Origin of the sequence: Pseudomonas sp. NCHU5216 (genome assembly GCF_052156495.1) — a bacterium.
Taxonomy (GTDB): domain Bacteria; phylum Pseudomonadota; class Gammaproteobacteria; order Pseudomonadales; family Pseudomonadaceae; genus Aquipseudomonas.
The window spans coordinates 62,758-80,762 of record NZ_JBQLIX010000006.1 but is presented as its reverse complement, the minus strand read 5'-3'; the positions used below and the strand labels follow the sequence as shown (position 1 = coordinate 80,762).

14 protein-coding genes are annotated in these 18,005 nt (G+C 65.4%); 4 read left to right on the top strand and 10 right to left on the bottom strand.

Going from position 1 to position 18,005, the window contains the following annotated elements; genetic code table 11:
- Position 1: 1 nt before the first annotated feature.
- Complete coding sequence (gene coxB, locus ACSVIK_RS06925; protein WP_442443617.1) at positions 2-1,126, bottom strand: cytochrome c oxidase subunit II; 1,125 nt, start codon at positions 1,124-1,126, stop codon at positions 2-4.
- A 602-nt stretch (positions 1,127-1,728) separates the two neighbouring features.
- On the opposite strand from coxB, the gene ACSVIK_RS06920 reads away from it, so the two are divergent.
- A complete protein-coding gene (locus tag ACSVIK_RS06920; RefSeq protein WP_442443616.1) occupies positions 1,729-2,397 on the top strand; it encodes a hypothetical protein in 669 nt (222 codons plus the stop codon).
- Here ACSVIK_RS06920 and ACSVIK_RS06915 read toward each other — a convergent pair.
- On the bottom strand, positions 2,360-3,289 hold the full coding sequence (locus tag ACSVIK_RS06915; RefSeq protein ID WP_442443615.1) for an AEC family transporter: 930 nt from the start codon (positions 3,287-3,289) through the stop codon (positions 2,360-2,362). The two genes, ACSVIK_RS06920 and ACSVIK_RS06915, sit on opposite strands and share 38 nt — an antisense overlap.
- A gap of 155 nt (positions 3,290-3,444) precedes the next feature.
- Here ACSVIK_RS06915 and glsB point away from each other — a divergent pair, with 155 nt between their 5' ends.
- A complete protein-coding gene (gene glsB / locus ACSVIK_RS06910) occupies positions 3,445-4,353 on the top strand; it encodes a glutaminase B (RefSeq protein ID WP_442443614.1) in 909 nt (302 codons plus the stop codon).
- 13 nt (positions 4,354-4,366) lie between these two features.
- On the opposite strand, the gene ACSVIK_RS06905 is transcribed toward glsB, so the two are convergent.
- From ACSVIK_RS06905 to ACSVIK_RS06895, 3 genes are all read right to left on the bottom strand, one after another.
- A complete protein-coding gene (locus tag ACSVIK_RS06905) occupies positions 4,367-7,609 on the bottom strand; it encodes an autotransporter domain-containing protein (RefSeq protein WP_442443613.1) in 3,243 nt (1,080 codons plus the stop codon).
- Between the two features lie 124 nt (positions 7,610-7,733).
- Positions 7,734-8,726 (bottom strand): asparaginase, encoded by a 993-nt coding sequence (locus ACSVIK_RS06900; RefSeq protein ID WP_442443612.1) that lies wholly within the window; start codon positions 8,724-8,726, stop codon positions 7,734-7,736.
- A 210-nt stretch (positions 8,727-8,936) separates the two neighbouring features.
- Positions 8,937-10,376: an alanine/glycine:cation symporter family protein gene (locus ACSVIK_RS06895; protein WP_442443611.1), complete on the bottom strand. Its 1,440-nt coding sequence runs from the start codon at positions 10,374-10,376 to the stop codon at positions 8,937-8,939.
- Positions 10,377-10,580: 204 nt separating this feature from the next.
- On the opposite strand from ACSVIK_RS06895, the gene ACSVIK_RS06890 reads away from it, so the two are divergent.
- The gene (locus ACSVIK_RS06890) at positions 10,581-11,393 is read left to right on the top strand and encodes a helix-turn-helix domain-containing protein (RefSeq protein ID WP_442443610.1); all 813 of its coding nucleotides are present in this window, start codon (positions 10,581-10,583) and stop codon (positions 11,391-11,393) included.
- Positions 11,394-11,400: 7 nt separating this feature from the next.
- On the opposite strand, the gene ACSVIK_RS06885 is transcribed toward ACSVIK_RS06890, so the two are convergent.
- Genes ACSVIK_RS06885 through ACSVIK_RS06875 form a run of 3 tightly spaced genes read right to left on the bottom strand, consistent with a single transcriptional unit; the run spans position 11,401 to position 13,163 of the window.
- A complete protein-coding gene (locus ACSVIK_RS06885; RefSeq protein ID WP_442443609.1) occupies positions 11,401-12,072 on the bottom strand; it encodes a GNAT family N-acetyltransferase in 672 nt (223 codons plus the stop codon).
- Positions 12,069-12,512 carry a GNAT family N-acetyltransferase gene (locus ACSVIK_RS06880; protein ID WP_442443608.1) on the bottom strand — a complete coding sequence of 148 codons (444 nt, stop codon included), beginning with the start codon at positions 12,510-12,512 and terminating at the stop codon, positions 12,069-12,071. Before ACSVIK_RS06880 ends, ACSVIK_RS06885 begins: the two co-directional genes overlap by 4 nt.
- Before the next feature lie 18 nt (positions 12,513-12,530).
- Complete coding sequence (locus ACSVIK_RS06875; protein WP_442443607.1) at positions 12,531-13,163, bottom strand: FMN-binding negative transcriptional regulator; 633 nt, start codon at positions 13,161-13,163, stop codon at positions 12,531-12,533.
- Positions 13,164-13,261: 98 nt separating this feature from the next.
- Between ACSVIK_RS06875 and pdxR the strand changes: the two genes are divergently transcribed.
- Complete coding sequence (pdxR, locus tag ACSVIK_RS06870; protein WP_442443730.1) at positions 13,262-14,728, top strand: MocR-like pyridoxine biosynthesis transcription factor PdxR; 1,467 nt, start codon at positions 13,262-13,264, stop codon at positions 14,726-14,728.
- Between the two features lie 489 nt (positions 14,729-15,217).
- Here the strand turns inward: pdxR and ACSVIK_RS06865 are convergent, their stop codons facing one another.
- Together ACSVIK_RS06865 and aspA are read right to left on the bottom strand one after the other, a co-directional pair.
- Complete coding sequence (locus ACSVIK_RS06865) at positions 15,218-16,468, bottom strand: dicarboxylate/amino acid:cation symporter (RefSeq protein ID WP_442443606.1); 1,251 nt, start codon at positions 16,466-16,468, stop codon at positions 15,218-15,220.
- Between the two features lie 110 nt (positions 16,469-16,578).
- Entirely contained in the window at positions 16,579-18,003 is a 1,425-nt protein-coding gene (gene aspA / locus ACSVIK_RS06860; protein WP_442443605.1) for an aspartate ammonia-lyase, read from the bottom strand.
- Positions 18,004-18,005 lie beyond the last annotated feature (2 nt).

The following is an 18,005-nucleotide window of genomic DNA, read 5'->3' as shown; positions in this document are numbered from 1 at the left end:
CTTACTCCTGCGCCTTGGCGAAGTCGAGAATGTCCTTGGGCGTGACCATGTCACCGACATTGTTGCCCCAGGCGTTGCGCTCGTAGGTGATGATGGCGGCCAGGTCGACCGGCGACAGTTGCTTGCCGAAGGCCGCCATGGCGGTGCCCTGCTTGCCGTGATAGACGATGTCCATATGCCCCTCGGCCGGGCCGGTGGCGATGGCCGAGCCCTTGAGCGCCGGGAACATCGGCGGCAGGCCTTCGCCGGTGGGCTGATGGCAGGAGGCGCAGGTGGTGTTGTAGGCCTTCTCGCCGCGCGCCATCAGTTCTTCCATCGTCCATTCCTTGCTGGTCAGCTCGCGCTCGGCCAGGGCGGCCTGCTTGCGTTCGGCCAGCCAAGCGGCGAAGTCTTCCTTGCTCTTGACCTCGACCACGATGGGCATGAAGCCGTGATCCTTGCCGCACAGCTCGGTGCACTGGCCACGGTAGGTGCCGGGCGCCTCGATGCGCGTCCAGGATTCGTTGATGAAGCCGGGGATGGCGTCCTTCTTCACCGCCAGTGCCGGCACCCACCAGGAATGGATGACATCGGCGGAGGTGATGAGGAAACGCACCTTGGCGCCTACCGGCACCACCAGCGGCTCGTCCACTTCCAGCAGGTAGTGCTCACCTTTGGCCTCGCGGTTGTTGATCTGGCTGCGCGGCGTGGTCAGGTTGCTGAAGAACTCGACATCCTGGCCCAGGTACTTGTAATGCCACTTCCATTGATAGCCGGTGACCTGGATGTCCAGATCCGACTCGGAGGTGTCGTAGATGTCGATCAGGGTCTTGGTCGCGGGGATCGCCATGACCACCAGGATTGCCAGCGGCACCACGGTCCAGAGAATCTCCACCGTGGTGCTTTCATGGAAGTGCGCGGGTTCCTGGCCGGTTGAGCGGCGGTGAATGATCATCGACCAGAACATCGCGCCGAACACGATCACGCCGATCACGACGCAGATCCAGAAGATGGTCATATGCAGGTCGAACACGGAGCGGCTGACCTCGGTGACACCGGGCGCCATGTTCACCGTCCACTGGGCGTGCGCCGAGCTCAATATCAGCCACAGCAAGAGGCCCATCCAGACTCGTGGATGTCGCATCATCGCGGGTTCCCCTCGATATTGTTTTTGTTATCCCGCCGGCTGAGCCGTAGGGCATCTCTAAAAACTACCTGCGTTGCCATCGCTGCGTTAAAAACCGGCTCAAAATGCTCATTTACAACGCGTAAACTCCGCTTTTTCGCCTGTTTGATTCGCTGGCGCTCACCCTTCGGGCCAGCCTTTGGCTGTTACTCCCGTTGGTCGTTGCGCCTTGCGCTGACTGCCTCGCTGACGTTTTTAGAGGTGCCCTTTTGGGTGGGGTCGACTACCACGTGGCGGCATAGTGGCTTGCACGAGCCATACGCCGTCGCGACTACGGCAACTGCTGTCGAAACCTCGTGCCTGAGCCCGTCCGGTTCCATCAGGTACTGCCTTTCGAGTTCGAGTATAGACAGCACCCCCAGGGCCGCAACGTACCGGCCAAGCCAGACGGGCTAGGCGCCGCGAAGGGATGCAGACCACGGACGGCGTGGTCTGGCGCGAATTGCACGGCGTTCTTTATAGCGGGCTCGCATAACTGTGAAGAAGTTATGACAATTGCGTCTTAGCCGGTGCAGGTCGCCAGCTAAGGTTCACCTCCATGTCTTGCCCGCTTCGGAGTCATCATGAATACCGCCGCCATTCGCCAGCTCATTGCCCAGGCTCGCCAGCACGAGGCGACCAGCCAGGCGCTCGCGCAGAGCCTGCAAGCCCGCTTCGAGGGACTGCACCCCGCCATCCGCCTGCCGCACGAGGACGCCCCGGGTGCCCTGACCAATTTCGTCGTCGCCTACATCGACGAGGTGCCGGACGTGCTCGATGCGGCGGCCGAGGTGGCGCGCGAAGCGGGCATCGAGGCGGCGATCAAGCCGGTGCTGAAGATTGCCGAGCAGTTCTTCCTCCAGCCACTGGCGCTGATGGCCGGGCACGAGGGGCTGGATGGCCTGCTCGACGAGGCCTACCTGGCCCACCGCCTGGTGGAGGAGGTGAATGATCGTTACATCGCCCACTTCGGCCAGCCGCTGATCCCGCTGGACACTACCCGCGCCAACCTGATCGCCCACCAACTGATCGGCGAGCCCTTCGCCAATCAGCTCGACGAGGCGGTGCACCATGCCCTGAGCGGCATGCTCGACGACGCCAGCTTCGATCAGCCATCGGTGCAGGCTTACCGCGAGCGCCTGGCCGCGCCGGATACCGCCTCGGCCTGGCAGCGCTGGCCCTGCCTGTCGCGCCAGTTGGGCGTCGACCTGCAGCTTACGGAGCGAGAACCAGTAGCAGCAGCGACAGCGTAAGCAGCGAGCCGAGCGTCGAGTAGAGGATCGCCCGCGACACCAGCGCCGCCTGGCGTTGGTAATACTCGGCCAGCATGAACGGCCCGGTGCCGGTGGGCAGTGCGCTCAGCAGTAACGCGGCGTGTGCCCAGAACGGCGGCAGGTCGAGCAGCACGAAGGCGATGAACCAGGTCACCAAGGGTTGCAGCAGCAGCTTCAGCGCCACCAGCGGCCAGGCGCCTTGGGCCGGGCCGCTCTGCCGCTGTGCCAGGAACAGCCCCAGCGACACCAGCGCGCAGGGCACGGTGGCCGCACCCAGCAGGCGCAGAAACTCGTCCAGCGCGGGCGCCAGTTGCCAGCCGCCCAGCGACCACAGGGAGCCCAGCGCGGGGGCGACCACCAGCGGGTTCTTCAACAGCGCCAGGCTGACCTGAGCAATCGCTCCGCCCAACCCCTTCTGGCTTTGCAGGCCAACCTCGATGCACACCACCGCCAGGGCGAACAGCACGCAGACCACGATCAGCGAGGCGATCAGCGCCGGCGCCATGCCGTCTTCGCCGAGCACCAGCACGCACAGCGGAATGCCGATGTAGCCGGTATTGGCATAGCCGGCGCTGAGCCCGTCGATGCTGGCGTCGACCAGGCTGCCAGTGGTCTTCCAGCGGTACGCCAGGGTGACCAGGAACACCGCCAGGGTGCCGCCACTGAAGGCCAGCAGAAAGCCCGGCTGCCAGATATGCGCCCAGTCGGCCTTGGCCGTGAGGCTGAACAGCAGCGCTGGCAGGCCGAGCCAGACCACGAAGCGGTTCATCTCCGAGGCGGCGGTCGGCCCCAGGCGGTTGCTGCGGCGGCAGACGAAGCCGACCAGGATCAGGCCGAAGATCGGCAGCAGCACGTTGAAAACGGTGGACATCGACAAGGCCATCGGCGCAAAGAGGCCAGAGCCTAGGGGCGTAGGGCGCTCAGGGCAAGCCGCTGGCTGTGATTCGCTGGCCGATGCAGGCGTCTAGCATTGACCTGCCGGGATGCTCCGGCGTTGTGTCGCGCGACTTGGAACAGGCTCTAAGCATGCAAGCGTTGTTGAACGAGATTCTCGATGAAGTCCGCCCGCTGATCGGCCAGGGCAAGGTGGCCGACTACATCCCCGCGCTGGCCAGCGTGGTGCCCGATCAACTGGGTATCGCCGTGTACGGCAACGACGGCCAGTTGCATGTGGCCGGTGATGCGCGCACGCCCTTTTCCATCCAGAGCATTTCCAAGGTGTTCAGCCTGGTGCAGGCCATCGGCCACAGCGGCGAGGCGATCTGGCAGCGCCTGGGCCACGAGCCCTCCGGGCAGCCGTTCAACTCGCTGGTGCAACTGGAGTTCGAGCGGGGCAAGCCGCGCAATCCCTTCATCAATGCCGGCGCGCTGGTGATCTGCGATATCAACCAGTCGCGCTACGCGGCCCCGGCGCTGTCGATGCGCGATTTCGCCCGGCGCCTGTCGGGCAACCCGGAGGTGACGGTGGACAACCATGTCGCCGATTCCGAATACCAGCACCGCGCGCGTAATGCCGCAGCGGCCTACCTGATGCAGGCCTTCGGCAACTTCCACAACGATGTCGAGGCGGTGCTGCGCAGCTATTTCAGTTGCTGCGCGCTGCGCATGAGCTGCGTCGACCTGGCTCGCGCCTTCGGCTTCCTGGCCAACCAGGGCTTCTGCCAGCACAGTGGCGAGCAGGTGCTGTCGGCGCGGCAGAGCAAGCAGGTCAACGCCATCATGGCCACCAGCGGGCTGTACGACGAGGCCGGCAACTTCGCTTACCGCGTCGGCCTGCCGGGCAAGAGCGGCGTCGGCGGCGGCATCGTCGCCGTGGTGCCGGGGCGTTTCAGCGTCTGCGTGTGGTCGCCGGAGCTAAACGCCGCCGGCAACTCCCTGGCTGGCATCAAGGCCCTGGAGCTGCTCAGCGAGCGCATTGGCTGGTCGGTGTTCTGAACGCCGTTGAGGCTCAGAAACGAGCCTGCCAGCGCAGGATCAACGCATGGTTCTGCGCCTTGTCGCCCATTTCGCCGTTGTAGCTCAGTGCCAGGTTCTGCCCGACGCAGAGGCCGAGATCCAGTCCCGCTTCGACCAGCAGGCTGTCGCGATCCAGGGCCGTGCCCTCCACCTCGAAGGCATTGCCGCCGGTGAGGAAGGATTGCCGAGCGCTGCTTTCCAGCTCGCCGAAGGTGTGGCGCCAACCCAGGCTCAGGCGCGGGGTCAGGCTCATGCCGTTGTCCAGGGTGCCGAGGTGGGCCAGGCGCACGCCCAGGCTGCTGCTCAGGTTGTCCTGGTCGTTGCCCTCGACGTGCAGGGCACCGCTGCCGCCGTGCTCGTCGTAGCCTTCGCTGCTGTAGCGCTGGTAGCCGAGGGCGGCGAAGGGCTCGGCCAGCAGGCGTTGATGGGCGGTGCGATAGGCCAGTTCGGCGAAGGCCTGCTGGCTGTTGGCGTCGAAGTCGCCCTTGAGTTTTTCCTGCAGCCCGGCGAAATCGAGGCGGCGCTGGCTGTCGTTGTCATGGCGGCTGTAGGCCGCGCCGAGGCGCAATGCCCAGGGGCCGTCGAGGCGTTGTGCGTATAGACCCAGGTGCAGACTACCGATGTCGTTCTCGGCACCCTGAGTGGCGTCCACCTGGGTCTTGCCGTAGCCGCCCAGCACGCCCAGGCGCCATTGCCCACCGACCGGCCAGTCGGCGCCGATCACCGCTCCGCCGTTGTCCTGGCGAATGTCGCCGGCCACGCTGTCGAGTTTGCCGTGGCTGCCCAGGGCTTGTATCCACAGTCGTGCGGCGGCGTTCGGGTCGTTCAGTTCGCGCGCTTCCTGGGGCACGCCGAGGGCGGCGAGCAACGGCCCGTCTTCGTCCAGTTGTGCGGTTTGCAGGCCGCCGCCGGCTACCTGCTGCATGGCCGCCAGCATGCTGCTGCCCACCTGCGTGCTGCTGGCCAGGGTGGCGCCGGCATTGCTGGCGTTGCTGCTGCCAGCCAGTTGTTCCAGACCGCGCTGCACATCCTGCGCGCTGGCGCCCAGCAAGCGTTGCTGCAAGGCGCTGGCGTTCTGGTTCTGCAGCGCCCTGGCCAGGCTGCGGGTATTGGCATTGCCGGCGAAATCGGCCAGGCCCAGGTCGTTGCGCTGCAGGGTCAGGGTGACGCTGTCGGCGGCGTAGCTCAGGGTCGGGGTAAAAAAGGCCAGGTTGCTGCTGACCGTGGCGAACTGGCCACTGACGCCGGCACCGGCCTGGAGGATCTGATACTGCCGGGACAGGGCATAGTCACCCGGCGCGGCAAGAATGCGCAGGTTGCCGCCGGCCAGGCCGGCGCTGCCATTGACCCGGGTGGCGTCGGCGCTGCTGGGGGTGAGGTGGAAGTCGAAGTTGGCGCCGCTGGCCAGCGTCAGGTTGCCATCCACCTGGCCGCCGCCGAAGCCGGCACCATTGGCGACGCTGACATCGCCGAGAATGCGCCCCTGGTTGTGCAGGCTGCCGCCGAGTACCTGCACGCTGTCGCTGAAGTCGTTGCTGTCGAGCGTCCAGTCGCCTGCGAGCACTTCGAGACGCTCGAAGCCAGTGCTGTTGCCGAAGCTGCCACCCTCGGCGCCATTCAACTGCACCTGGTCGTAGCCGGCGCCGCCGTCGATGCCGCCAATGAAGCGCCCGCCGCCAAGCACCTCCAGGCGGTCGTCACCGGCGCCCAGATCCACCGCCAGGCCATTGCGGCCTTCGATCAGGCCGGCGTTGCTGAGCAGGTCGTCGCCAGCGCCCATCTGTACGGCGGCGCCTGCCGTGGTGCTGCCCAGCTCGTCCACACGGGTGGTGGCGCTGCCGCCCTGGATCACGCCGCCGCTGCGGTTGAACAGCAGATCGTCGAAGTCACCCACCAGGCCGATGGCCGCCTCTTCCTCACCGATGATGCTGCCGGCGTTGTCGATGCGCGCCAGGGTGGCGGCCACGCTGCTGGTGCCACGGCCGCTGGCCACCGCCGTGCCGTTGGCACCGTCGTCGATGAGGATGCCCTTGGACTGGCCGAAGATGCTCGCGCCGCTGGCGTTGATGATGGTGCCGCCACCGGCGGCGATACCATCCGCACCGTTGGGCCGACCGCCGGAGTCCAGGCCACCAGCGCCGAGACCTTCGATGCGGCCATGGTTCTCGATATAGGCCACGCCGTCGATGTCGACGCCATCGCCGTCGCCATTGCTGGTGGTCTGGCCTGCGCCTTCGTGATCGTAGACATTGCCGGCACCGGCGTAACGGCCGCTGATCAGGCCGTAGTTGAACACCACGCCATGGCTGTCGAGGCCGACGCCGGAACCGTTGTTACCGATGATGCGACCGTCTGCATAGTTGATCACCACCGGGTCGGCGATGCGCACGCCGCTGCTGGTCGCGCCATCGACCACCTTGTCGAAGGTCACCCCATTGCCGTCGGCGGAGGTGATGATCAGGCGCTCCAGCCCCAGCAGATTGGCGTCGGGGTTGAATGCCACGGGGTCGCCGCCATCGATGCCATGGCGTGGGCCTTCGATGCTGCCATGGTTGAGGATGGCCACATTGCTGCGGCCATCCTCGATGGCCAGACCATCGGCAGCGGAGTAATCGTTCACGCAGTTCACGTAGCTCGGGCAACTGGTGTTGACCAGGCCCGTGGAAAAGATGCGCCCATAGTTGCTCAGGGTGAAGTTGCTGCCCAGGCGCAGGGCGTCGTTGCCGCTGGAGCTGATCACCGCGTCGCGGTTGCTGGCACTGCCGTTGATGATCTGGTTGCCGCTGCTGCTGTAATTGGCGTCGGCCTTGATCGCCCGCTCACCGTCCACGCTGGCGCCGCTTTGCGAGATGGTGCCCTGGTTGTCGATGAGGTAGTGGCCATTGGCGCGGTTGAGGCGGATGGCGACGTTGCCGGTGGCATCGATCAGGGCGCCAGCGGCGTTGCGCAGGGTGAAGTCGGGGGTGCCGCTGTTGGCGTCGATGGCCCTGGCCGTGCCACTCTGGCTGATGCTGCCAGCGTTGTTCAGCAGCGAGCTGCCGCTGGCCACCGTGACCGCCACTGTGCTGCCGCTGGTTGCCAGGCTGGCCGTCTGCTCCACCGTGCCGGTACCGCTGAGATTCTGTCCGGAGGTTTCCGTACTGCCGGCGGTGATGGTGAAGTCGGCGTGGGCCGGGCTGGCGATCAGAGCCTGCAAGGCCAGCGCAAGGGGAAGTGGACGCAGCAGCGGGTTCATGGCGGGCACCCTTCGTTGGAATAAGAATGGCCAACGAAGATGCCCGGGCGTTATGACGAAATAATGTCCAAAGGCCAGCTAATCAGCAGGCTTGCGCTAGACAGAACCTTTGGATGGCTGCCCCTCAGTCAGCCATTTCCCCGCACAGATCCAGCCCCAGCCAGTGTTCCACCTCGGACTGCGCCAGGCCGCCACCGAGCAGGGCGAACAGCTTGCCCAGCGCCGCTTCGCGGGTCATGCCGCCGCAGGACACCAGGCCGGCTTCGGCCAGGCGGCTGCCGGCCGCGTACACGCCGAACTGCACATGGCCCCGCATGCACTGGCTGATGGCGGCCAGCACCACGCCCTGCTCATGGGCTTCGCGCAACGCCGCCATGAACTCGGCATCGCCGGCCGGGCCGGTGCCGCTGCCATAGCATTCCAGCAGCAGGCCACGAACGCCGCTGGCCACCAGCGCGTGCACCTGGGCGGCTTGCAGGCCGGGGTAGAACGGCAGCACGGCGAGGCTGACCGGCTGGCGCTGCTGGCGGTAGTCGATGGTCGCGTCGATGCTGGCAGCCCGTTCGGCCTGGCGCGTGCGCTGCAGCACCTGGAAGGCGTCGAAGGCATCGCTGCGCAGCTTGGCGCAACGCGCGCCGTGCATCAGTTGGCCGTTGAAATACAGGTGCACGCCGGGTGCCACGCCCTTGTGCAGCGCACGCAGGGCACCGAACAGGTTGGGCCAGGCATCACCATCCGGCACGCCAGCCGGCTGCATGGCGCCAGTGAGCACCACCGGTACCTGCAGGCCGAGCAACAGGAAGCTCAAGGCCGCTGCGCTATAGGCCAGGGTATCGGTGCCATGCAGCACCAGCACGGCGTCGCAGCCGTCGCCTTCGATCGCCTGGACGATGGCATCGCGGATGGCCAGCCAGTGGTGCTGGGTCATGTTGGCGCTGTCGATCAACGGCAGCAGCTCGCGGAACACCCAGTGCGGTAGCTCGGCCGGGTTCTCTTCGCTCTGCCGGGCACGCATGCGCGCCTCGAAACCGGAGGCCGGGGCCAGGCCGTCTGCGCTCATCTTCATGCCGATGGTGCCGCCGGTATACAGCACCAGGAGTTTTTCTGGGGTTGCCATGGGCTTTACTCGGGAAATTCGGGCGATAAAAAAGGGGGCAGCCAGACTGTGTGAAAACTACTGCGCTCGGTCATGCTGCGTTAAAAAACGACTCAAAATGCTCATTTACAACTCGTAAACTGCGCTTTTTCGCCGTTTTTTGCCTTGCCTGACCTTCGCTCGCTACGTTTTCACACGGTCTGTAGCGCCCCCTTCTTCGAGCAGGGGCTGTCAGCGCTGGTGAGCGCGATCACCCAGTTCGGCCTGGTTGACCGACGCCTGTGCCGGGGCATGCCAGGCCTTGGGGTCGAGATCTAGGTCGGCGAACTTCTGCGGATCGAACACCGGCGACTCGACACCGGCCTTGATCTGATCGTCGTAGTCGCGCATCAGACGCAGGCCCACCTTGAACAGCAGCGCCAGGGCGATCAGGTTGCAGATCGCCAGCAGGCCCATGGTCACGTCGGCGAAGGCGAACACGGTGCCCAGATCCTGAACCGAACCCCACAGCACCAGAATCACCACCAGCACGCGGTAGACCAGCACCGGGCCGCGCTTCTCGCTGAAGAAGCCCAGAGCGTTCTCACCCAGGTAGTAGTTGTAGATCAGGGTGGTGAAGACGAACAGCAGCAGGGCGATGCTGATGAAGACGCGGCCCCACTCGCCGACCACGGCAGCGATGGCGGTTTGCGTCAGCACCACGCCAGCCTCTTCCATGCCTGGCTGGTAGACGCCGGAGAGCAGGATGATCAGCGCGGTGCAGGTGCACAGGATCAGGGTGTCGATGAACACGCTCAGCGACTGCACGATGCCCTGTGCAGCCGGGTGCTTGACCTCGGCGACTGCGGCCACGTTCGGCGCGCTGCCCAGACCGGCTTCGTTGGAGAACAGGCCACGCTTGACGCCCATGATGATGGCCGCGCCGATGCCACCGGCGAATGCCGGCTCCAGGCCGAAAGCACTCTTGAGGATCATCGCGAAGGTGGCCGGCACCTCGCTGATGTTCATGCCGATCACCAGCACGGCCATGGCGATGTAGGAGAAGGCCATGACCGGCACCAGCACGTCGGCGAACTGGGCGATGCGCTTGATGCCGCCGAAGATGATCAGGCCGATCACCACGGTCAGGGCGATACCGCTGACCAGGGTCGGTACGCCGAAGGTGTCGTGCAGCGAGCTGGCCACGGTGAAGGACTGTACGGCGTTGAAGCCGAAGCCGAAGGTCACCAGCAGCAGCAACGAGACGACGATGCCCAACCAGCGCTGTTTCAGGCCATGCTGAATGTAGAAGGCCGGGCCGCCACGGTAGCTGCCGTCGGGCTCGCGGCGCTTGTAGAGCTGGGCCAGGGAGCACTCGAAATAGCTGGTGGCCATGCCGACCAGGGCCACCACCCACATCCAGAAGATGGCGCCTGGGCCGCCGAGCATGATCGCCACGGATACCCCGGCGATGTTACCGGCGCCGACGCGGCCGGCCACCGAGAGCATCAGCGCCTGGAACGAGCTGAGCTGCCCCGGCTGGCGCTGGAAGGCCTCGCTGAAGATGCGGAACATGCTGCTGAAGTAGCGGAACTGGACGAAACGTGAGGCGATGGTGAAGAACAGGCCAAGGCCGATCAGCATCACGATCAGCAGCTTGCTCCAGATGAGGTCATTGAGAAGATCGAGCATGGAGGCTTTCTCTCTTGTTGTTCTGAATGGGAAATACGCCTCTCTGGGGCACCTCTAAAAACGCAGGTAGTTTTTAGAGGTGCCCTCTGGGCGGATAGCGGAATGGTTCGCGATAGGAGCCTCATAGGGCAATTTCGCAGGTCGCGGCGAACTGATGCGAGTTGATGCTAGAATCGCGTCACTCGCATCACCTGGGGCGCCCATATGTCCGATTCCCTCGGCAGCAATCTCAAGCTGCTTTGCAGTCATTACCGTTCGATTGCCGAGGTCTGCCGCAAGCTGGCCATCAACCGTGCGCAGTTCAATCGCTACCTGGCCGGGCAGAGTCGACCGACCGCGCATAACCTCAAGCGCATCTGCGATTTCTTCGGCGTCGAGGCCCACGAACTGGCGCTGCCGAGCGAAGCGTTTGCCCGGCTGATGGGCACGCGCCATGGCGAACCACAGTCGAGCCATGGCAGCGACCCATTACTGGAGCTGTTCGAGCCATTGCGCAGCCATGCCAGTTCGCTGGCGCGTTACTGCGGCTACTACTTCGAATATTCCAACTGCATGTCGGTGCCAGGGCAGATCCTACTGTCGCTGGTGCACCTGCGCGAGGAGCGCGGCAGCTACGTGTTCGAGCGCCAGGAACGGCAGGAGCGTGCGCGCGGCGGCGTCGCCGAGGACTGGGTGCGCTGCCGTTACCTGGGGGCCGCCTTCTACCTGCAGGATCGGCTGTTTCTCATCGACTACGAGTCGCTGACCGGCAACGAGATGAGCCAGACCATCCTTATCCCCAGCTTCAAGAGCCATATCACCCGCCTCAATGGCCTGAAGACCGGTGTTTCCAGCGGCGACCGGCGCACCCCGGCCTGCACCCGCGTGGTCTGGCAATACCTGGGCAACGAGATCAACCGGGTCAACGCCTACCGCCAGGTGATGCTCTACGCCCCGGACGACCCGCGCATCGACGACGACATCCGCCAGCGCCTGGGCGGTGTGCAGTTGCGCGATGGGCTGTTCGAGATCGAGTGAGCGGCGGCTACTGGCGCAGGGCCTCCAGGGCTTGTTTTTGCTGGCCTCGGTCATTGAAGTTTTCCGGCGCCAGCCAGCGCTGGAAGGCCTCCCGGCAGCGCGACCACTCGCCATCGATGATGGAGAACCAGGCCGTGTCACGGTTCTTGCCCTTGATTACCCGGTGTTGGCGAAACAGGCCTTCATGGCTGAAGCCGAAGCGTTCGGCCGCTCGCACGGAGCGCCTGTTGGCCGCGTTGCACTTCCATTCCAGACGGCGGTAGCCGAGGTCGTCGAAAGCGTGGCGGGCCAGCAGGTAAACGGCCTCGGTCGCGCCTGCCGTGCGCTGCATTGCCGCGCCGAAGGCGACGTGACCGATCTCGATGCAGCCGTCTTGCGCGGCGATGTTCAGGTAGCTGAACAAGCCCAGGGCGCGGTGGCTGGCCTGATCGACCACGGCATAGAACAGCGGGTCGCGGTGTTCGGCATTGCCCGCCAGCCAGGTATCGAAGGCGGCGCGCTCGCCGAACGGGCCGTAGGGCAGGTAATCCCAAAGCTTCGGATCCGGCCCCTGCAAGGCGTGCCATAAGTCATCGCCATGGCGCGAGGCGGCGAGTGCCTCGAGACGCACGAAACGACCCTGAAGCAGCCGCTGGTCGGGTGTCGGGCATGGTTGCCAGTGGCTCAGATCGTCGGTCATTGGAACAGCTTCCTGTACTGAATGAACCCGGAACGGTCGCCGATGCGGTCGTAGAGCATGCGGCCCTGGTAGTTGGTTTCCTGGGTCAGCCAGTGCACGCGGCTGGCGCCTGCGGCGCGCGCCTGGGCGTAGACATGCTCGATCAGCGCGCGACCCACCCCGCCGCCACGGATGTGCTCGGCGACGAACAGATCCTGCAGGTAGCAGTAATCGCCCGTCGTCCAGCAACTGCGGTGGTAGATGAAGTGCACCAGGCCGACCGCCTCGCCATCCTGCCAGGCCAGTGCGGCTTGCATCGGCTCGTTCGGGTCGAGGAAGCGCTGCCATGTGAGGGCGCTGGTTTCGGCCGCAATCTCGGCCTGATAGAAGCGCTGATAACCCTGCCAGAGCGGCAGCCAGACGGTGTGATCGGCAGCGGTGATGGGGCGGATGTCGAGCATGGGGCTTTCCTTTGGTCTTCAGTCGCTAAGGGGCATGTGCGCTGCCAGTTCCCGTTCGCGCGGGTTGGCTGAAGCGGCCAGGCCATTGCGCACGCCAGCCTGATCGGCCGTCGAGCGGTTCTGGCTGAGCTTCCATTTGCCTTCGAGGCGGCGGATCGGCAGGGCGAAGCCGACGATGGCGCGTAGCATGGCGTCGAGGTAGTCGCGCGGCGCATCGCTGACCGCCCAGGGCTGCGGGCGACCCTGTTCGTGGCGTTCGCTGAGGCGGCTGACCAGTTGCAGCAGGCGTTCGGGCTCGTCGAACACCTCGGCCTGGCCCCAGGCGTGCACGGCGATGTAGTTCCAGGTCGGCACCACCTTGCCGTGCTCGGCCTTGGCCGGATACCAGCCGGGATGCACGTAGGCCTCCGGGCCGCTAAATACCACCAGGGTCTCGGCGCCGTCGGCCAGATCACGCCAGTGCGGGTTGGCGCGAGCGAAGTGGCCGTAAAGCGTGCCGAACTCTCCTTCGCCGGCCTCCAGCAACAGCGGCAGGTGGCTGGCCTGCAAGCCTTGCTGGCCGGCGCTGCTGAGCAGGGCCAGGCCGCTGGCGCGGATCTGCGCGTGCAGCGCTGTCAGATCCTCCTGGCGAAAGGCAGCGGGGCAGTACATGAGGGTTTCTCCTAGCGTGATGAACCCATGCTAGGCAGGATATTGGCCTGACGTAAGATCCATTTCAGATTACTTCGATGGAGCCAATCACCGCTGCCATGGCCAACTCGCCCGCCCTGCCCTTCGATCTTTCCGGCATTCGCCTGCAGCCTGGTCAGGGCCTGGCGCGCCAGCTCTATCAGGCGCTGCGCGAGCGTATCCTCGACGGTCGTCTGGTCGGTGGTACTCGTTTGCCCGCCAGTCGTGAGCTGGCCGGCTTGCTCGGTATTTCGCGCAATACCGTGACCCGCGCCCTCGACCAGCTCTATGCCGAGGGCTATGTGGCCGGGCGGGTGGGTGATGGCACCTATGTCGTCGAGCTGGCGCAACCGCGTCCAGCCTCGCCCGCCGTTGTTGCCACGGCCAACGGCACCCCTGCGCTGCAGCGCTTGCGTGGGCATCATCTGCCGATGCCGGTCGAGGGTGCGCCACGAGCGTTTCGCATCGGTGTGCCAGCCTTCGACCTGTTCCCCTTCGCCACCTGGGCACGCTTGCAGGCGCGCTTCTGGCGCAAGCCTTCGCTGGCGCGCATGGGCTATGGCGACCCCGCCGGCCTGCTGGAACTGCGCGAGCTGATCGCCGCCTACCTGCGCAATGGCCGTGGTCTGGACTGCGACCCCAGGCAGATCGTGCTCACCACGGGTGCGCAGCAGGCCATCAGCCTGTGCGCCCAATTGCTGGTGCAGCCCGGTGAGCGGGTGGCGGTGGAAAACCCCGGCTATCGCGCTGCCGGGCATGCCTTCGCCGTCGCCGGAGCGCAGGTGCGGGGCGTGCCGGTGGATGGTGAAGGCCTGCAGGTCGATGCCCTGCAAGGTGTCGACGATTGCCGGCTGGCCTACCTGACGCCTTCGCACCAGTACCCCAGCGGCGTGACCCTGTCCTTGCCTCGGCGCCTGGCGCTGCTGGAATGGGCCAAGCGTTCGGGTGGCTGGATCATCGAGGACGACTACGATGGCGAATACCGCTACAGCGGCACGCCGCTGGCGCCTCTGGCCGCGCTGGATGCCTTGCAGCGGGTAATCTATGTCGGCACCTTCGGCAAGCTGGCCTTCCCTGCCCTGCGGCTTGGCTACCTGGTGCTGCCGATGGCTCTGGTCGAGGGCTTCAGTCGCCGTCTGGCGCTGGACATGCGTCATCTGGAGATCGGCACCCAGGCGGTGATGGCCGAATTTATCGCGGCCGGGCACTTCCAGCGGCATGTGCGGCGCATGCGCCAGGCCGCGCGGTCGCGGCGCGACACCTTGCTGCGTGAATGGCCGCAGGCGATCCCTGGCGGTGCGCTGTTGCCGGCGGTGGAGGCCGGCCTGCACCTGTGTTTGCGTGTTGATAGCCTGGCCCGTGAGCAGGAATTGGTCAGCGCGGCGCGTGCTGCCGGGGTGGAGATGAACCCGCTGAGCGGTTATTGGCTGCCCGACAGCGAAGTAGCTGAGGACGCCCGCGCCGGGCTGGTGCTGGGTTTTGCTGCTGTGCCCGAGGCGCAGATCGTCGAGGCCGTGCGACGGCTCCGGCAGGCCTGGAAACTTTAGCATTTTAGGGGGGATGCTTGATTGACACCGGATTGGCAATACGGTGTTGGTTATTCGGGTGTCTGTTCCGGATTGCCGCGTTTTTGCTGATGTTTCTGGTTTCGCCCTCCCGAGCTAGGCGCCCCCGCCCTGCTGCGCCGGGGTTCGCTCACTCCATCGCCGTTCCAGAGGCCCGCCGCGGTGGCCCATCGCGGCTCTCGGCTTTGGCATCCTGCGCCGCTCTACCTCCTGCTTCCATGCAGTCGTCGCGACATCCATGTCGCTCAACCTCTTCCACGACGATTCCGTTCGCCCTCCTGGGCGGGCTCTGCACGCGCCTGAACCTGCGGTAACCCAGAATTAGTGCGGAGTGTTTGAGCATGGAGAACCAACCTGCGGTGCGCGCAGCGCACCCTACGGCAGCCACCCTTGAATGGCAGGCAAAAAAAGGGATGGCCGAAGCCATCCCGAAGTGGAGAGGCTGGTGAGGCCTCCTATGAAAATCGTTGTTCAGGCGGCGTTGTCGCTGTTGTAAATCTCGCGATCCAGCTCGTTCTCACTGCGCCCGACCAGGGTGGTGGTCATCAGGTCGCCGGCGACGTTCACCGTGGTGCGCGCCATGTCGAGGATGCGGTCGATGCCGGCGATCAACGCCACGCCTTCCAGCGGCAGGCCCACCGAGCTCAGCACCAGGCCGAGCATGATCAGGCCGGCGCCGGGAATGCCGGCGGTGCCGACCGAGGCCAGGGTGGCGGTCAGAATGATCATCAGGTATTGCCCGGCATTCAGATCGATGCCGAAGCCCTGGGCGATGAACAGCGCCAGCACGCCCTGGTAGATGGCGGTGCCGTCCATGTTGATGGTGGCGCCCACCGGCAGCACGAAGCCGGCCACGCCCTGGGATACGCCGAGGTTCTTGCGTGCACACTCGATGGACACCGGCAGGGTGCCGGAGCTGCTCGAAGTACTGAAGGCCACCGCCAGCGCCGGGGCGATGCCACGGAAGAAGCGCAGCGGGCTGAGGCGTGCCAGGCCACCGATCAGGCCGCCGTAGATCAGCAGCATATGGGCGAGGCTGGCCAGGTAGATCACCCCGATCACCCCGGCCAGCGGCAACAGCACCTCGATGCCGTGGGAGGCGACCACACCGGCGATCAGCGCGAACACGCCGATGGGGGCGAAGCGCATCACCAGGTCGGTGAGCTTGTAGAGCACCTCGGCCAGGCTGTCGAACAGGCGAATCGCCGGGGTCGCCTTCTCGCCTACCAGATTCATGCTCAGGCCGAGGGCGATGGCGAAGACGATGATCTGCAGGATGTTGCCTTCGGCGAAGGCGGTCACCGGGTTGGTCGGCACCAGGCCCACCAGGATCTGTACCAGCGACGGCGCCTGCTTGGCCTGCACATCGCCGCTGGCGACCATGTGCATGCCCTCGCCGGGGCTGAACAGGGTGCCGAACAGCAGGCCGATGCTCACCGCGAAGGCGGTGGTGACCAGGTAGATGGCGATGGTCTTGACGCTGATGCGGCCGAGCTTGGCGCTGTCGCTCATCGAGGTGATGCCCGCCACCAGAGAGACGAAGACCAGCGGCACGATGAGCATTTTGATGGCGTTGAGGAACAACGCGCCGATCGGCATCAGGGCCTCGGCGACGCTCTTGAGCAGCATGCCGACCACCACGCCGAGCACTAGGCCGACGAGGATCTGTTGCCACAGTGGCACGCGGGCGAGAAAAGACTTTGCAGCGGGGTTCTGATTCATGTGGGTTGTCACCTGGATTGTCGTTGTTGTGATGCCGTCTGAGCGGCCTTGGTGCTATTGCCATGGAAACGAACACGCCGCCCTTGCGGCGGCGTGTGTCATGCGCGTGCTCAGCCCTGCAGCGGAACCAGGCGCGGGGCGATCATGTTCTCGGGGCGCAGGATGTCGTCGAGGGTGGCGTCATCCAGCAGTTTTTCCTCGCGCACCAGCTCCAGCACGCCGCGTCCGCTTTCCAGCGCGACCTTGGCGATACGGGTGGCGTTCTCGTAGCCGATGTAGGGGTTGAGCGCGGTGACCAGGCCGATGGAGTTCTCCATCAGCGCGCGGCAATGCGCTTCGTTGGCGGTGATGCCGTCGATGCACAGCTCGCGCAGCATATCCATGGCGCGGGTCAGCAGGCGGATCGAGTCGAAGATCTTGTAGGCGATCAGCGGCTCCATCACGTTCAACTGCAGTTGACCGCCCTCGGCAGCGATGGTCAGCGCCAGGTCGTTGCCGATCACCTCGAAGGCCACCTGGTTGACCGCCTCGGGGATCACCGGGTTGACCTTGCCCGGCATGATCGAGCTGCCCGGCTGACGCGCCGGCAGGTTGATCTCGTTGATGCCGGTGCGCGGGCCGCTGGACAGCAGGCGCAGGTCGTTGCAGATCTTCGACAGTTTCACCGCGGTGCGCTTGAGCATGCCGGAGAACAGCACGAAGGCGCCCATGTCGCTGGTGGCCTCGACCAGGTCGGCGGCCGGCTTGACCGGGTGGCCGCTGATCACGCCCAGGCGATTGACCGCCAGGGCCTGGTATTTCGGGTCGGCGTTGATGCCGGTGCCGATGGCGGTACCGCCCAGGTTGACTTCGTGCAGCAGGGTCGGGGCGAGCATCTTCAGGTGCTGCAGGTCTTCGCCGAGGGTGGTGGCGAAGGCGTGGAATTCCTGACCGAGGGTCATCGGTACGGCGTCCTGCAACTGGGTGCGGCCCATCTTCAGCACATGACCGAACTCCAGGCCCTTGGCTGCCAGCGCCTGGATCAGCTTGTCCAGTGCGTTGAGCAGGCTTTCATGGCCGAGCAGCAGGCCCAGGCGGATGGCGGTCGGGTAGGCGTCGTTGGTCGACTGCGCCATGTTCACGTCGTTGTTCGGGTGCAGGTACTGGTACTCGCCCTTCTCATGACCCATGGCTTCCAGGGCGACGTTGGCGATCACCTCGTTGGCGTTCATGTTGGTCGAGGTGCCGGCACCGCCCTGGATCATGTCCACCACGAACTGATCATGGAACTCACCCTGGATGATGCGGGCACAAGCGGTGCTGATCGCCGTGTGCTTGGCGGCGGAGAGGTGGCCCAGCTCACGGTTGGCGTCGGCTGCGGCCTGCTTGACCATGGCCAGCGCGATCACCAGCTTGGGGTAGTGCGACAGGGTCACACCGGACAGGCGGAAGTTCTGCACCGCACGCAGGGTCTGGATGCCGTAGTAGGCATCGGCGGGGACTTCGAGGGTACCAAGCAGGTCTTTTTCGACGCGGAAGGATGCAGCAGCGGACATGA

Bases quoted from the DNA above. Each gene is read 5' to 3' on its own strand.
- coxB (WP_442443617.1), bottom strand. From the start codon at position 1,126: ATGATGCGACATCCACGAGTCTGGATGGGCCTCTTGCTGTGGCTGATA.
- ACSVIK_RS06920 (WP_442443616.1), top strand. From the start codon at position 1,729: ATGAATACCGCCGCCATTCGCCAGCTCATTGCCCAGGCTCGCCAGCAC.
- ACSVIK_RS06915 (WP_442443615.1), bottom strand. From the start codon at position 3,289: ATGTCCACCGTTTTCAACGTGCTGCTGCCGATCTTCGGCCTGATCCTG.
- glsB (WP_442443614.1), top strand. From the start codon at position 3,445: ATGCAAGCGTTGTTGAACGAGATTCTCGATGAAGTCCGCCCGCTGATC.
- ACSVIK_RS06905 (WP_442443613.1), bottom strand. From the start codon at position 7,609: ATGAACCCGCTGCTGCGTCCACTTCCCCTTGCGCTGGCCTTGCAGGCT.
- ACSVIK_RS06900 (WP_442443612.1), bottom strand. From the start codon at position 8,726: ATGGCAACCCCAGAAAAACTCCTGGTGCTGTATACCGGCGGCACCATC.
- ACSVIK_RS06895 (WP_442443611.1), bottom strand. From the start codon at position 10,376: ATGCTCGATCTTCTCAATGACCTCATCTGGAGCAAGCTGCTGATCGTG.
- ACSVIK_RS06890 (WP_442443610.1), top strand. From the start codon at position 10,581: ATGTCCGATTCCCTCGGCAGCAATCTCAAGCTGCTTTGCAGTCATTAC.
- ACSVIK_RS06885 (WP_442443609.1), bottom strand. From the start codon at position 12,072: ATGACCGACGATCTGAGCCACTGGCAACCATGCCCGACACCCGACCAG.
- ACSVIK_RS06880 (WP_442443608.1), bottom strand. From the start codon at position 12,512: ATGCTCGACATCCGCCCCATCACCGCTGCCGATCACACCGTCTGGCTG.
- ACSVIK_RS06875 (WP_442443607.1), bottom strand. From the start codon at position 13,163: ATGTACTGCCCCGCTGCCTTTCGCCAGGAGGATCTGACAGCGCTGCAC.
- pdxR (WP_442443730.1), top strand. From the start codon at position 13,262: ATGGCCAACTCGCCCGCCCTGCCCTTCGATCTTTCCGGCATTCGCCTG.
- ACSVIK_RS06865 (WP_442443606.1), bottom strand. From the start codon at position 16,468: ATGAATCAGAACCCCGCTGCAAAGTCTTTTCTCGCCCGCGTGCCACTG.
- aspA (WP_442443605.1), bottom strand. From the start codon at position 18,003: ATGTCCGCTGCTGCATCCTTCCGCGTCGAAAAAGACCTGCTTGGTACC.